The organism is Pseudomonas putida, assembly GCF_028682635.1.
Taxonomy (GTDB): domain Bacteria; phylum Pseudomonadota; class Gammaproteobacteria; order Pseudomonadales; family Pseudomonadaceae; genus Aquipseudomonas; species Aquipseudomonas putida_AE.
The window spans coordinates 74,858-88,293 of record NZ_JANHLK010000002.1 but is presented as its reverse complement, the minus strand read 5'-3'; the positions used below and the strand labels follow the sequence as shown (position 1 = coordinate 88,293).

At 60.9% G+C, this 13,436-nt stretch carries 15 protein-coding genes; 6 read left to right on the top strand and 9 right to left on the bottom strand.

Features of this window, described 5'->3' with window-relative positions:
* Positions 1-81 precede the first annotated feature (81 nt).
* Both NPS56_RS02795 and NPS56_RS02790 read left to right on the top strand, forming a co-directional pair.
* On the top strand, positions 82-1,104 hold the full coding sequence (locus tag NPS56_RS02795; protein WP_274073598.1) for a transporter: 1,023 nt from the start codon (positions 82-84) through the stop codon (positions 1,102-1,104).
* A gap of 149 nt (positions 1,105-1,253) precedes the next feature.
* Positions 1,254-2,867 carry an inorganic phosphate transporter gene (locus tag NPS56_RS02790; protein WP_274073356.1) on the top strand — a complete coding sequence of 538 codons (1,614 nt, stop codon included), beginning with the start codon at positions 1,254-1,256 and terminating at the stop codon, positions 2,865-2,867.
* A 101-nt stretch (positions 2,868-2,968) separates the two neighbouring features.
* On the opposite strand, the gene NPS56_RS02785 is transcribed toward NPS56_RS02790, so the two are convergent.
* On the bottom strand, positions 2,969-3,406 hold the full coding sequence (locus NPS56_RS02785; RefSeq protein WP_274073355.1) for a multidrug/biocide efflux PACE transporter: 438 nt from the start codon (positions 3,404-3,406) through the stop codon (positions 2,969-2,971).
* Between the two features lie 89 nt (positions 3,407-3,495).
* Here NPS56_RS02785 and NPS56_RS02780 point away from each other — a divergent pair, with 89 nt between their 5' ends.
* A complete protein-coding gene (locus NPS56_RS02780; protein ID WP_274073354.1) occupies positions 3,496-4,350 on the top strand; it encodes a LysR family transcriptional regulator in 855 nt (284 codons plus the stop codon).
* Positions 4,351-4,479: 129 nt separating this feature from the next.
* Here the strand turns inward: NPS56_RS02780 and NPS56_RS02775 are convergent, their stop codons facing one another.
* The 3 genes from NPS56_RS02775 to NPS56_RS02765 form a co-directional block, all read right to left on the bottom strand.
* On the bottom strand, positions 4,480-5,715 hold the full coding sequence (locus NPS56_RS02775) for an RNA polymerase sigma factor (RefSeq protein ID WP_274073353.1): 1,236 nt from the start codon (positions 5,713-5,715) through the stop codon (positions 4,480-4,482).
* Between the two features lies 1 nt (position 5,716).
* Entirely contained in the window at positions 5,717-6,061 is a 345-nt protein-coding gene (locus NPS56_RS02770; protein WP_274073352.1) for a YciI family protein, read from the bottom strand.
* Positions 6,062-6,128: 67 nt separating this feature from the next.
* Positions 6,129-6,554, bottom strand: coding sequence for a YybH family protein (locus tag NPS56_RS02765; RefSeq protein ID WP_274073351.1), 426 nt, complete (start codon positions 6,552-6,554; stop codon positions 6,129-6,131).
* Positions 6,555-6,694: 140 nt separating this feature from the next.
* Between NPS56_RS02765 and NPS56_RS02760 the strand changes: the two genes are divergently transcribed.
* On the top strand, positions 6,695-7,180 hold the full coding sequence (locus NPS56_RS02760) for a GNAT family N-acetyltransferase (protein WP_274073350.1): 486 nt from the start codon (positions 6,695-6,697) through the stop codon (positions 7,178-7,180).
* 123 nt (positions 7,181-7,303) lie between these two features.
* Here NPS56_RS02760 and NPS56_RS02755 read toward each other — a convergent pair whose 3' ends face one another.
* The 3 genes from NPS56_RS02755 to NPS56_RS02745 all read right to left on the bottom strand — a co-directional run bounded on the left by NPS56_RS02755 (position 7,304) and on the right by NPS56_RS02745 (position 9,105).
* The gene (locus NPS56_RS02755) at positions 7,304-7,792 is read right to left on the bottom strand and encodes a GNAT family N-acetyltransferase (RefSeq protein WP_274073349.1); all 489 of its coding nucleotides are present in this window, start codon (positions 7,790-7,792) and stop codon (positions 7,304-7,306) included.
* A gap of 98 nt (positions 7,793-7,890) precedes the next feature.
* Positions 7,891-8,376 (bottom strand): GyrI-like domain-containing protein, encoded by a 486-nt coding sequence (locus tag NPS56_RS02750; RefSeq protein ID WP_274073348.1) that lies wholly within the window; start codon positions 8,374-8,376, stop codon positions 7,891-7,893.
* 66 nt (positions 8,377-8,442) lie between these two features.
* The gene (locus NPS56_RS02745; protein WP_274073347.1) at positions 8,443-9,105 is read right to left on the bottom strand and encodes a LysE family translocator; all 663 of its coding nucleotides are present in this window, start codon (positions 9,103-9,105) and stop codon (positions 8,443-8,445) included.
* 139 nt (positions 9,106-9,244) lie between these two features.
* On the opposite strand from NPS56_RS02745, the gene alaC reads away from it, so the two are divergent.
* Together alaC and NPS56_RS02735 are read left to right on the top strand one after the other, a co-directional pair.
* Positions 9,245-10,462 carry an alanine transaminase gene (gene alaC / locus NPS56_RS02740; protein WP_274073346.1) on the top strand — a complete coding sequence of 406 codons (1,218 nt, stop codon included), beginning with the start codon at positions 9,245-9,247 and terminating at the stop codon, positions 10,460-10,462.
* A 199-nt stretch (positions 10,463-10,661) separates the two neighbouring features.
* Positions 10,662-10,913 carry a hypothetical protein gene (locus NPS56_RS02735; protein ID WP_274073345.1) on the top strand — a complete coding sequence of 84 codons (252 nt, stop codon included), beginning with the start codon at positions 10,662-10,664 and terminating at the stop codon, positions 10,911-10,913.
* 536 nt (positions 10,914-11,449) lie between these two features.
* On the opposite strand, the gene NPS56_RS02730 is transcribed toward NPS56_RS02735, so the two are convergent.
* Positions 11,450-12,802: a GntP family permease gene (locus tag NPS56_RS02730; protein WP_274073344.1), complete on the bottom strand. Its 1,353-nt coding sequence runs from the start codon at positions 12,800-12,802 to the stop codon at positions 11,450-11,452.
* Positions 12,803-12,883: 81 nt separating this feature from the next.
* Entirely contained in the window at positions 12,884-13,417 is a 534-nt protein-coding gene (locus NPS56_RS02725; protein ID WP_274073343.1) for a gluconokinase, read from the bottom strand.
* Between the last annotated feature and the right edge of the window lie 19 nt (positions 13,418-13,436).

Below are 13,436 nucleotides of genomic sequence, written 5' to 3'. Positions count from 1 at the left end.
ACCCGTCATCCAGCCTTGCGATGATGCCGCTCACGTGAACCTGTAAAACACGCGACAGGCGTCCCCCCCATGCGAGCCCTCATGAACCACAGCATCGATCACAGCCATCGCGATCCGGATCTGTTCGGCCTGCTTTACGGTTTCAGTTTTCGCCCCGGTGAGCGCGGCCAGGAAATCGATTCGGCCAGGGCCTTGCAGTACCTGCAACACCCGCAGGACGCCGAGCAATTTCTCTGGCTGCACCTGAACCTCGCCCATGCCGCATGCGAGCGCTGGATGAAGAGCCACCTGGAACTGCCCGACGAGTTTTTCGAAGCCTTGCATGAAGGTTCACGATCGACGCGCATCGAACATGTCGATTCGGCGTTGCTGGCGGTGGTCAACGACGTGGTGTTCAACCTCAGCAGCATGACCTCCTCCGATGTCTCGACCCTGTGGGTCTGTGCCCGCAGTCGACTGATCATCAGCGCGCGCCTGCAACCGCTGCATTCGGTGGACAAGCTGCGCTCGTCGGTCAAGGCCGGTGAATGCTTCCGCTCGCCGCTGGAGTTGTTGGTGCATCTGCTGCGCGACCAGGGCGAAGTGCTGACCCAGATCGTGCGCAAGACCAGCCTGAGCGTGGATCAGATCGAAGATGAACTGCTGTCCTCGCGCCTGTCGACCAACCGCGCGGAACTGGGGGCCAATCGCCGGGTGCTGGTGCGCCTGCAACGCCTGCTGGCGCTGGAGCCGGGGTCGTTGCTGCGCCTGCTCAATCGCCCGCCACCCTGGCTGCAAAAGGAGGACGTCAAGGAACTGCGCAAGTCCACCGAGGAGTTTGCCTTGATCATCAACGACCTCACGGCGCTGGGTGAACGGATCAAGCTGCTGCAGGAGGAAATCGCCGCCAACCTCAACGAACAGAGCAACCGCACCCTGTTCACCCTGACGGTGGTGACGGTGCTGGCCCTGCCGATCAACATCATTGCCGGTTTCTTCGGCATGAACGTGGGTGGGGTGCCGCTGTCCCAGGACCCTGAAGGGTTCTGGATCCTGGTGGCGCTGGTGGCGACCTTTACCTTGATTGCGGGACGTTGGGCGTTTCGCAAGCGCCAGGATTATTAAGATCAAAAGATCGCAGCCCCTGTAGGAGCTGCCGCAGGCTGCGATCTTTCAAGAACCATAAAAAACCAAACACTGACACAGGGCAGTCTCTCTGTAACATTTTGCAACGATCATCAACGACACTCCTTCCCTCCTCAGGAATGTCCGGCATGGCTACCCCCTCCTTTACCGCCGCCCCGGCGCCCGCCAGCAGCGCCAAACCGCAATTCGATAAAAAACCCGGTGCGCTCACCCTCGTGGTGTTTTTTGCAGTGCTGGGCATCGGGCTGCTGTTCACCGCCTACAGCCTGATGCACGACATGAACGAACTCGGCACGGAGGTGACCACCTGGACGCCATTCATCCTGCTGGGCGTGGCCTTGCTGATTGCCTTGGGCTTCGAGTTCGTAAACGGTTTCCACGACACCGCCAACGCCGTCGCCACCGTGATCTACACACACTCGCTGCCACCGAATTTCGCGGTGGTCTGGTCCGGGTTCTTCAACTTCCTCGGGGTGCTGCTGTCCAGTGGCGCGGTGGCGTTCGGCATCATCGCGCTGCTGCCGGTGGAGTTGATCCTGCAAGTCGGTTCATCCGCCGGTTTCGCGATGATCTTCGCCCTGCTGATCGCCGCGATCCTGTGGAACCTCGGCACCTGGTGGCTGGGCCTGCCGGCCTCGTCGTCGCACACCCTGATCGGCTCGATCATCGGTGTCGGCGTGGCCAATGCGCTGATGCACGGGCGTGACGGCACCAGCGGCGTGGACTGGGCGCAGGCGACCAAGGTGGGTTACGCCCTATTGCTCTCGCCGCTGGTCGGCTTCGGCTGCGCCGCGCTGTTGCTGTTGGCCCTGCGGGCCTTCGTCAAGAACCGCGCGCTGTACAAGGAGCCCAAGGGCAACACCCCGCCGCCATGGTGGATTCGCGGCATGTTGATCCTGACCTGCACCGGCGTGTCCTTCGCCCACGGTTCCAATGACGGCCAGAAAGGCATGGGGCTGATCATGTTGATCCTGGTCGGGACCTTGCCGATGGCTTACGCACTGAACCGCACCATGCCTGCAGACCAGGCGTTGCAGTTCGCCGCCGTGGCCGAAGTGACCCAACAGGCGCTGGTCAAGAGTGCGCCGTTGCCGGCACCGGCCGATCCGCGACCGATCCTCTCCGATTACGTGCGCAGCAAGGAGGTCACGCCGCAACTGATCCCCGCCCTCGCGGCACTGGCCGGCAACATCGGTAATGAAGTGAAGGGCTATGGTTCGCTGTCCAAAGTCCCGGCCGAAGCCATGGGCAACGTGCGCAACGACATGTACCTGACCAGCGAAACCATCCGCCTGATGGACAAGAACAAGGTCGGTAACTTCGACGCCGATACCAACGGCAAACTGCAGCTGTTCAAGCAGCAGATCGACAACGCCACGCGCTTCATTCCGTTGTGGGTGAAGATCGCCGTAGCAATTGCGCTGGGCCTGGGCACCATGGTCGGCTGGAAGCGCATCGTGGTAACCGTGGGAGAGAAAATCGGCAAGACCCACCTGACCTACGCCCAAGGCGCCTCGGCGGAAACCGTGGCCATGCTGACCATTGGCGCCGCCGACATGTTCGGCTTGCCGGTCTCGACCACCCACGTGTTGTCGTCAGGGGTGGCCGGGACCATGGTCGCCAATGGCGGCGGCTTGCAGATGAAGACCATCCGCAACCTGCTGATGGCCTGGGTGCTGACCTTGCCGGCGGCGATAGTGTTGTCGGGCAGTTTGTACTGGTTGTTCACCCAGATTTTCTGAATAAAGCAGCCCTTGCAGGAGCCCGGCTTGCCGGCGAAGGCGTCCGAAAGACCAACGCCATGTTGGAGGACGCCTTCGCCGGCAAGCCGGGCTCCTACAGGTTACGCGTTACAGGTAGAGCGAATGACCAACCGCTCCCGCACCACGTCATACACCCAGTGGTAAACGTAGGTGTACGGCAGGAAAAACAGCAGCACGCCGATATCCAGCAGGAACGCTTGCCACAGACTGACTTTCAGCCACCACGCAATCAACGGTACGCCGAGGGCGACCAGCCCGCCCTCGAACAACAGCGCGTGCACCACGCGGACCCAGGCGTTGTGCGCAATGGCGAAACGCTTGAGCACGCGGTCGAACAGACCGTTGAAGACCACGTTCCACGCCAGGGCCAACACGGCAATGACCACTGTGACAGCGCCCATTTCCAGCATCGGTTTGTCCATGATCCAGGCCAGCAACGGCGTACAGATCAGGATGGCCAGCAGTTCGAAACCAATGGCCTGGAAAATACGTTCGGTAATGGATTTATTGGCGCTCATGGCCCGACTCCTTGAGTGACGATGGTTGCCATCATCCATCTTCTTACCGATACTTCATAACCAATAACCATCGATCAAGGCGATAGTTCATGGCATCCCAGGAAGTGTTGCAGGCGTTCGTCCAGGCCGCGACCCAAGGCTCGTTTTCCGCGGCGGCACGCAAATTGGGCCGTAGCCAGTCGACCATCAGCGCCGCCGTGGCCAGCCTGGAAATCGATCTGAACCTGACCCTGTTTGACCGCAGCAGCCGCAAGCCCAGCCTGACCCCCGCCGGGCACGTCGTACTGCAACGGGCCGAAGAGATCCTGGCCGCCACCAGCCGGCTGGAGATGACCGCCAGCCAATTGTCCCAGGGCGTCGAGGCGAAGCTGACCGTGGCGCTTTCCGACACTTACCAGTCCGATCGTTTCGAAGTGGCACTCAGTGCCTTCGAGTCGCGTTATCCAGACCTGGAACTCGAATGCCTGATTGCCGAATGCGAGGACCTGGTGGCACTGGTGCAAAGCGGTCGGGCCCACGTCGCCTTCGCCGAAATGCAGGACAGCTACCCGCCTGACCTGGTCAGCTCGACCGTGGACGAACGCACGGAATTCGCCCTGTTCGTGTCGCGTAAACATCCACTGGCCAAGCAGAAAAATATTGACCAGGACACGCTGCAACAGCATCGCGAGCTACGCTTGGCGACCATCGTCAATCCCTATGAAAGCCGCGCCAAGGGCAGGGTCTGGTCGGCACCGAGTTACCTGATGCTGCTGGAAATGGCCCAGGGCGGATTCGGCTGGGCGCCACTGCCACGCTGGTTGGTAGGGCGTTTTGGCGCGGGGACGTTGCAGGAGTTGGAGGTGCGCGGTTGGCCGAAAACGGTGTCGGTGGATGCCTTGTGGTCGCGCTTGCATCCGCCGGGGCCGGCGGGCAGCTGGTTGCTGGGCAAGATGCTGGAATAGGGGTGCGGCCACTGGCCTCTTTGCGAGCAAGCCCGCTCCCACAGTGATCACTGCTGTACACAAAAATTGTGGTCGACTCATTACCCTGTGGGAGCGGGCTTGCTCGCGAAGGGGCCAGCAAACATCACATCACTCCAACGCCCGCAACCGAGCCTCGATAAACCGCCGCTCCGGCGCCTGCTGCGTCAACTCCAGCGCCCGCTCATAGGCCGCCCGCGCCTGCTCCACCCTGCCCAACTGCCGACAGAACTCCGCCCGCGCCGAATGCGCCAGGTGGTAATCGAGCAGATCCCCCCGCGCAAGAATCGCCTCGACCAGCGTCAGCCCCGCCAACGGCCCATCGCGCCTGGATATCGCCGCCGCCCGGTTCAATTCGATCACCGGCGACGGCCACGCTCGCAGCAACACGTCATACAGCCCGACGATCTGCACCCAGTCGGTTTCCTCGATCGACGGCGCTTCGGCATGCACCGCGGCAATCGCCGCTTGCAGGCAATACGGGCCGAATCGCCGAGTACCCAATGCCCGTTCCACCAGCGCACAGCCTTCGGCGATCATCTGCGCGTCCCACAGCGAGCGGTCCTGGTCATCCAGCAAAATCAGGTCGCCGTCCGCGCAGGTCCTGGCCAGGCGTCGGGACTCGTGCAACAACATCAAAGCGAGCAAGCCCATGACCTCCGGCTCCGGCAGCAACTCCAGCAACAAACGCCCCAGGCGAATCGCTTCGCGGGTCAGGTCTTCGCGGGTCACTTGCGCGCCGCCGGACGCCGAATAGCCTTCGTTGAACACCAGGTAAATCACCCGCAGCACGCTGTCGAGGCGCTCGGGCAGTTCCGCCAGGGATGGCACCTGATAGGGGATTTTCGCATCACGGATTTTCGCCTTGGCGCGCACGATGCGCTGGGCGATGGTGGCGGGTGCCGAGAGAAAGGCCCGGGCGATTTCTTCCGTGGTCAGGTCGCAGACTTCACGCAGGGTCAACGGCACCTGGGCGTCTGCCGCCAGTGCCGGGTGACAACAGGTGAAGATCAGGCGCAGGCGATCGTCTTCCACGTCTTCGTCACTCCAGTCGGCCTGCTCCAGCGCCTCCAGCTGCGCCTGTAACAATGGCCGCGAAGCCTTGAACCGCGCGCGCCGGCGCAGCACATCAATGGCCTTGAAACGCCCGGTGGACACCAGCCAGGTACGCGGATTGTCCGGCACGCCGTCCTGCTGCCAACGTTCCACGGCAACGAAAAACGCTTCGTGCAAGGCCTCCTCGGCCAGGTCGAAATCGCCGAGCAGGCGAATCAGGGTCGCCAGGATCCGTCGCGACTCCTGGCGATAAACCTGCTCGACCCTGGCCTGTACCGGCAGCCCCGGCATCTTAAGTATTCAACTGCCGGACGGGGCGCACTTCGACACTGCCGACCCGTGCCGCCGGGATGTTCCCGGCGACCTGCAGGGCTTCGTTGAGGTCCTTGGCATCGATCAGGTAGAAGCCGGCCAACTGCTCCTTGGTTTCGGCGAACGGGCCATCGGTGATCGACAACTTGCCGTTGCGCATGCGCACCGTGGTGGCGGTCTGCACCGACTCCAGCGCCTCGGCGGCAACCATCCGGCCGCTGCCCTGGATTGCCTCGGCGTAGGCCATGCACTCCTCGTCCTTGGGGCTTTCCGGCAGCGAATGCAGCAGGCGCTCATCGCTGTAGACCAGGCATAAATACTTCATCGCGCTCTCCCGATTGAACGGATCAACTATGGTCGCAGATGGGCCGTTTCGCACGGCTTGCCGACGATCAGGGTTCCAGGTTGAACAAGGTCGTGCCGCTCATCATGTCGAACGGGGCCGACCAGTGTTCGTGGACGATGCGCCATTGCCCGGCCTCGCGCCGGTAGCAGGCGGTCACGCGCATCCAGCAGGCCTGGGTTTCGCCCTTCTCGTTGGTGCCGCCGCAATGGGCCAGCCAATGGGCGAAGGCGATGTGCTCGTCGGCCACGATGTTCATGTGGTCGAAATCAAACTTGTGCTGGCCCTGGCACATTTCCATGCATTCCAGCCAATGCGCGCGATAGGCCGCCTTGCCGCGAAATTGCAGGGCCTTGACGGCGTCGTAGGAGACGATGTCGTCGGCGTACAGGGCCATGATTTTATCGACGTCCTTCGAGATGACCGCCTCACGGTAATTGGCGATCAGGGTCTGGATTTCATTGGTATCACTCATGGTGGTTCTCCGTGGTTTTTCTTGGAAGACACCCTTAGTCGTCCGGCGATCCGCCAGATCGACAGTCGAAATAAAAATAATCCACGAGCGCAAACTCGCTAGAATCCGAGGCTCATTTCTATTGGAAAAAGGACACTCCAGTGACAGCCCGACTCGTGCCTTACGAAAGCCTGAATGCGCTGCAGCGCCAGCAGGTGGAGGCCATCGAAGTGCATCCGGAACAGATCAGGTTTTCCGGCGACATTCACGGTGCATTGCACACCCTGCTATCGAAGCCCGGCCCCGGCGTCAAAGGCTTTGCCTTGCTGGCTGATGCGGTGCCGGTTGCCTTTCTGCTGCTCAAACGCCCACCGGTGTTGCCCGCCTGGGCTGACGAACACAGCGCTACGCTGCACGCATTGCAGGTCGATCAACGCGCCCAGGGCAAAGGTTATGGCAAGGCTTGCCTGCAAGCGCTACCCGAAGCGGCGCGCCTGGCGTGGCCGGAAATCCGCGGGCTGGAATTGTCGGTGGATGCCGACAACGACGCCGCCATTGCGCTGTATGCCAGGTATGGTTTCGTCGACAGTGGCGAGGCGTACAAGGGGCGGATCGGGTATGAGCGGCGGATGGGTTTGATGTTCTAGGATTGCCACAATCCCCTGTGGGAGCGGGCTTGCTCGCGAAAGCGGTCTGATATTCAACTGAGATGTTGACTGATCTGCCGCCTTCGCGAGCAAGCCCGCTCCCACAGGGGGTCTGCGTCGGGTTCAGAGATTGAGCACCATCTCGTGCCACGCCATGCCGCCATGGTCGGACGCCGAGGGCTTGACGTAGGCAAAGCCAAAGCCTGCATACAACGGAATATGCCGCTCCTTGCACATCAGGTCGATGCTGGTTTTGCCCATCGCGCGCATTCGCTCGATGAACTCGCCCATCAAGTGCTTCGCCAGGCCCTGGCCCTGATAGTCCGGGTGCACCACCACCGACATGATCACCACGTGCGGTCCGGCCGGGTCGTGGCCGATCAGTTCCTTGAAAGCCTCGTCGGACATTTCCACCTGGAACGCCGCGCCGGAATTGATGAAACCGGCGACCACGCCGTCCACTTCAGCAACGATGAAACCCTCGGGCCAAGTGGCGATGCGGGTGGCGATTTTCTCCCGGGTCGCGGCTTCGTCGCCTTCGTAGGCAAGGGTTTCGATGGCGTAGCAGCGGTCCAGGTCAGCAGGCGTGACGTGGCGGATGACAGTGTTCATGGCAGCTCGGAATCGGCGAGGGAAAGACCGGGGATGATAAATCAGCAACGGCGCAACATCGAGAGACGAACCGGCTGATCCGCCTCCCGATGCACTTGTCACGCCTTGAGCGGTAGCCAGAGTTCCAGCGTGCCGGTATTGAGCCTGGGGTTGAAGTCTTCGCTGTAGCGTTCGAATTCCGGGGCGTTCAACAGCTCGCGCCCGGACTGCGGCAGCCAGGTGCCATGGATGTACTGGAAGGTTTGCGGCAAGGTGTCCAGCGAGCCTTTGTGTTCGAACACCACATACTGCTGAGGCTGAACCTCTACCCAGCGGTACTGTTCAGGCAAATCATCGAGCTTGCTGATCTCGACGCCAGCGATGTAATCAAAGCCGCCCTTGCCGTCGAAATTGCAGCAGACGCCGTAGGTCACTTCGCCTTTTTGCCCCGGAACATTGCCAATGTGAGGGGTGAATTTTTCCCAGAGATCAGGAATGCTTTTTACGGTTTGCTGGGTAAATTGTCCGCCAAGCCCCGCAATCAGCAGGAAGTGACCGTGTTCGAAGCGTGGTTCCGTCACTTCGACGCGTGTTTGCTCATCCATGACTCGACTCCTGGAAGTAAAAGTGGATTCGGCTGGGAGTATAGAAGCCAAAGCCGATTCGCCCAGTTACAGGGCGTGCAACTGCTCGACGGCGGCAGCACCGACAAACTCGTTGTAACCCGATAGGATCACGTACACCGCGAAATAGCAGAAGATCGCCGCCGATGCCATATAGGAATAGCGCAGCAACTTGTCGCCGAGCAACTTGCCGCCGTGACTCGCCGCGAAGCACAGGCCAGCGGACCACAACAGCCCGGCGCAGAGGAATCCACCGAGGAACAAGGCCGAGCTGAGCGCACCGCCACCACCGGAGCGGGCGATCAACGTGCCACCAACCGCGGCGAACCAGAGAATGGCGCTGGGCGACGACATGGCGAGAAAAATTCCACGGAAAAACTCCTTGCGATGGGAGTTGTGGCCGACCTCGGCGGTTTCGGCCAGCAGCGCCTCATGGTGGATCGCCGAGTAAATCATCTTCGCCGCGAAATACACCAACAGCGCCGAACCACCGATCCATAGCACCCAGCGCACCGTTTCGTATTGCAGCAACACGGTCATGCCGGCCAGCGCCAGCACGGCGTAGATCAGGTCGCCGACGCAGGTGCCCAGCCCCAGGGCGAAGCCTTGAAAGTATCCGCGTTGCATCGCCAGGGTGATCATCGCGATATTGGCCACGCCGATGTCCAGGCACAGCGACAGGCTCAACAAGAAGCCACTGGTAAACTCCATCTAACCCTTTCCTTCGCAAAATTTTGTTTACTTTGAGGCTGGACAGTCTGCCACAGCTGCCATTACATTCCGCCACAGGTCACCGCAGTGACCAGCGTCGCTCGGACGGTTCCGGGCGCTTACGTTATCCGAGGCAACAATGGCCGAACAAGGTTCGCCGCGCCGCTTTGCGCGCATAGATCGACTCCCCCCCTACGTTTTCAACATCACCGCCGAGCTGAAGATGGCCGCCCGTCGTCGTGGCGAAGACATCATCGACTTGAGCATGGGCAACCCCGACGGCGCCACGCCGCCGCACATCGTCGAAAAACTGGTGACCGTCGCCCAGCGCGAAGACACCCATGGCTACTCCACGTCCAAGGGCATTCCGCGCCTGCGCCGGGCCATTTCCAATTGGTACAAGCAACGCTACGAGGTCGACATCGACCCGGAAAGCGAAGCCATCGTCACCATCGGTTCCAAGGAAGGCCTGGCACACCTGATGCTGGCCACCCTCGACCAGGGCGACACCGTGCTGGTGCCCAACCCGAGCTACCCGATCCACATCTATGGTGCCGTGATTGCCGGCGCCCAGGTGCGTTCGGTGCCGCTGGTGCCGGGCGTGGACTTCTTCGCCGAACTGGAACGGGCGATTCGCGGTTCGATCCCGAAACCGAAGATGATGATCCTCGGCTTCCCGTCCAACCCCACCGCCCAGTGCGTGGAGCTGGATTTCTTCGAGCGAGTGATCGCCCTCGCCAAGCAATACGACGTACTGGTGGTGCATGACCTGGCCTACGCCGACATCGTCTACGACGGCTGGAAAGCCCCGTCGATCATGCAGGTGCCCGGCGCCAAGGACATCGCCGTCGAATTCTTCACCCTGTCCAAGAGCTACAACATGGCGGGCTGGCGCATCGGTTTCATGGTCGGTAACCCGGAACTGGTCAACGCCCTGGCGCGGATCAAGAGCTACCACGACTACGGCACCTTCACCCCGCTGCAAGTAGCGGCCATTGCCGCGCTGGAAGGCGATCAGCAATGTGTGCTCGACATCGCCGAGCAGTACAGGCAGCGGCGCAACGTGCTGGTCAAAGGCCTGCATGAACTGGGCTGGATGGTGGAAAACCCGAAAGCGTCGATGTACGTCTGGGCCAAAATTCCCGAGGCCTACGCGCACTTGGGCTCGCTGGAGTTCGCCAAGAAACTGCTGGCCGAAGCCAAGGTCTGCGTCTCGCCGGGTGTCGGTTTTGGCGAGTACGGCGACGACCATGTGCGATTCGCCCTGATCGAGAATCAGGACCGGATTCGCCAGGCCGTGCGCGGGATCCGCGGAATGTTCCGGGCGGATGGGCTCGTCACCAAATCCAACGCCTGACACATAACAACTGTGGGAGCGGGCTTGCTCGCGAAAGCGGTGTATCAGTCAACATTGATGGTGTTTGACACACCGCATTCGCGAGCAAGCCCGCTCCCACATTTGGTTTTGCCCTGGTAGTTCTGTCAGTTCCCGGCTCTGGAACAACCTGTAATGCTGAAGGCCTTTATTGACTCGTCGTCAAACAAAGAGGCTTCCCATGTCCCCATTCAATCCCGCCAATCACACATCCCGCCCCTGGCAACAAACCTTGCTGTTGGCGAGCGACTGCAAAAACTCTGTGCTCGCCGAAATGGATGGCGCCATCAATCGCATGGCGTACACCCCCTATGGTCAGCAATCCGCCCTGCGCAACGCCTGGACGCACCTGGGATTCAACGGTGAACTGCGCGAGGCGAGAACTGATTGGTATTTTTGGGGAATGGTTATCGCACCTACAACCCGCGATTGATGCGCTTTCACAGCCCGGACAAATTGAGTCCGTTCGGAAAAGGCGCCCCCCCCAATTATATCGACTGGGGGAAAAAGCCGACGACACGCCGCCCCCTCATGGAAGGGTATACAAGGCAGCGATCGCTCCAACACCCTACGCGTTCACTGGGCAGCGCAGACCGATAGTTTGGGAACCTCGAAGCACACCACGACAACGCCTGCTGCGCCAAGTGAGTCCAGTTCTCGCAGACCCTCTATCAGCAGCAACTCCAGCTCTGCTTCCACTCCCAGCACTGTCAGCACCATTTCGAGCATAAGCCAATACAGTAATGATTCAGGTTATGCGAGCTCTAATCCAGGCTCCATCAGAAGTAATGGTTCTGCCGACAATCAACTCCAAGCGCGTCTTGATGACCTTCGAAAAAACTAGCCCCTGATGCAAAGCACTGTGGGAGCGAGCCTGCTCGCGAAGGGGGCGTGTCAGTCAACATGGATGCTGATTGACACACCGCTTTCGCCAGCAGGCTGGCTCCCACATTTGTCTTGCGGTGTTGCTTAGACGAACAGCGACAACAACAGGATAAAGCCCAGGCCGACTACGGAGAGGATGGTTTCCATCGCCGTCCAGGTCTTGAAGGTTTCGGCCACGGTCATGTTGAAGTACTGCTTCACCAGCCAGAAACCGGCGTCATTCACGTGGGACAGGATCAACGAACCGGCACCGGTCGCCAACACCAGCAGCTCACGGTTCACGCCCGGAATCATCCCCACCACCGGCACCACGATGCCAGCGCCGGTAATGGTTGCCACGGTCGCCGAACCGGTCGCGATGCGGATCACCGCCGCCACCAGCCAGGCCAGCAGGATCGGCGAGATCTGTGCGTTGACCGCCATATGACCGATCACGTCACCCACGCCGCTGGTCACCAGCATCTGCTTGAAGCCACCGCCGGCACCGATGATCAGGATGATCGCAGCGGTCGGCGCCAGGCTCGCATCCAGCCATTTCATCATTTGGCTGGAACCGATGCCCTGCTTGTAGCCGAAGGTGTACAGCGACAGCAGCAATGCCAGCAGCAACGCCGAAATCGGGTGACCGATCAGGTCCATGAACGAACGGAAGATGTTGCCATCCGGCAGCGCCACGTCGGCAAAGGTCTTGAGCAGCATCAGGAACACCGGCAACAGCACGGTCACCAGAGTGATGCCGAAGCTCGGCAGTTCAGCCGAATCCGTTTCGCGGGCCAGTTGATCCACCAGCTCCTGGTTTGGATGACCGGGAATGTGCTTGGCAATGAACGTACCGAAGATCGGGCCAGCGATGATGGCGGTTGGCAGCGCAACGATCAGGCCGTACAGAATGGTCTTGCCGATGTCGGCACCGAATACGCCAATGGCCAGCAACGGACCCGGGTGCGGCGGCACCAGGCCGTGTACCGCGGACAGACCCGCCAGCAGCGGGATACCGATCTTGATGATCGACACGCCGGTGCGTCGGGCAACGATGAACACCAGTGGAATCAGCAGTACGAAGCCGATTTCGAAGAACAGCGGAATGCCGACCAGGAAGGCCGCGAACATCATTGCCCACTGCACCTTGTCCTTGCCGAAAGCGCGGATCAGGGTCTGGGCGATCTGGTCCGCCCCGCCCGACTCGGCCATCATTTTGCCGAGCATTGTGCCCAGCGCGAGGATGATGCCGACGAAACCGAGCACGCCACCGAAGCCGTCCTGGAACGCCTTGATGATGGTGCCGATCGGCATGCCGGAAGTCAGGCCGAGGAAGGCGGCGGCAATGATCAGGGCAAGAAAGGGGTGCAACTTGAACTTGGTAATCAGGACGATAAGCCCGATCACCGTAACCACTGCGTCGAGCAGCAGGAACGTCTCGTGGGACATGCCAAACATTAGGGGTGTCTCCTGGTTGTTGTTGTTATTAAAGCGGGTTAATCAGAAGTCGCGTGGACAGCGCTGTCTTTGCAAGCACGTTCATACCGCCTGCTTCAGGCCGTTGGCCTGCCACCAGGTGTGGGCCTGAACGGCCAGTTCTTCAACGCTGTGGATCGAGGCATTGAGCGCCAGTGTCAGCGGCTCGCCCTTGGGAGACTCGAGGGTGGCGAACTGACTTTCGATCAAGGTGGCCGGCATGAAATGACCCGGGCGATGGGAGACGCGTTCAGCGGCAACTTCCGGGGTTAACTCCAGGAACACGAAGCCCAGGCCCGGCAAGGCGCTGCGCAGGCGTTCGCGGTAGATGTGCTTGAGCGCCGAGCAGGTCAGCACCGGGCGCTGACCCTGGGCATCGATCCGGCGCAGTTCATCGCACAGGCTGTCGAGCCAGCCGGCACGGTCTTCATCGTTCAGGGGGATTCCCGCGCTCATCTTGTCGATATTGGCGGCAGGGTGGAAAGAGTCGCCTTCGATGGCAGTGGCGCCGCTCAATTGGCACAGGGCCTCGCTGACGCACGTCTTGCCGCAACCGGCAACGCCCATGATGACCAGGGCGGTGATGGGATGATTCATGTAACACCTCAGCGCGCAG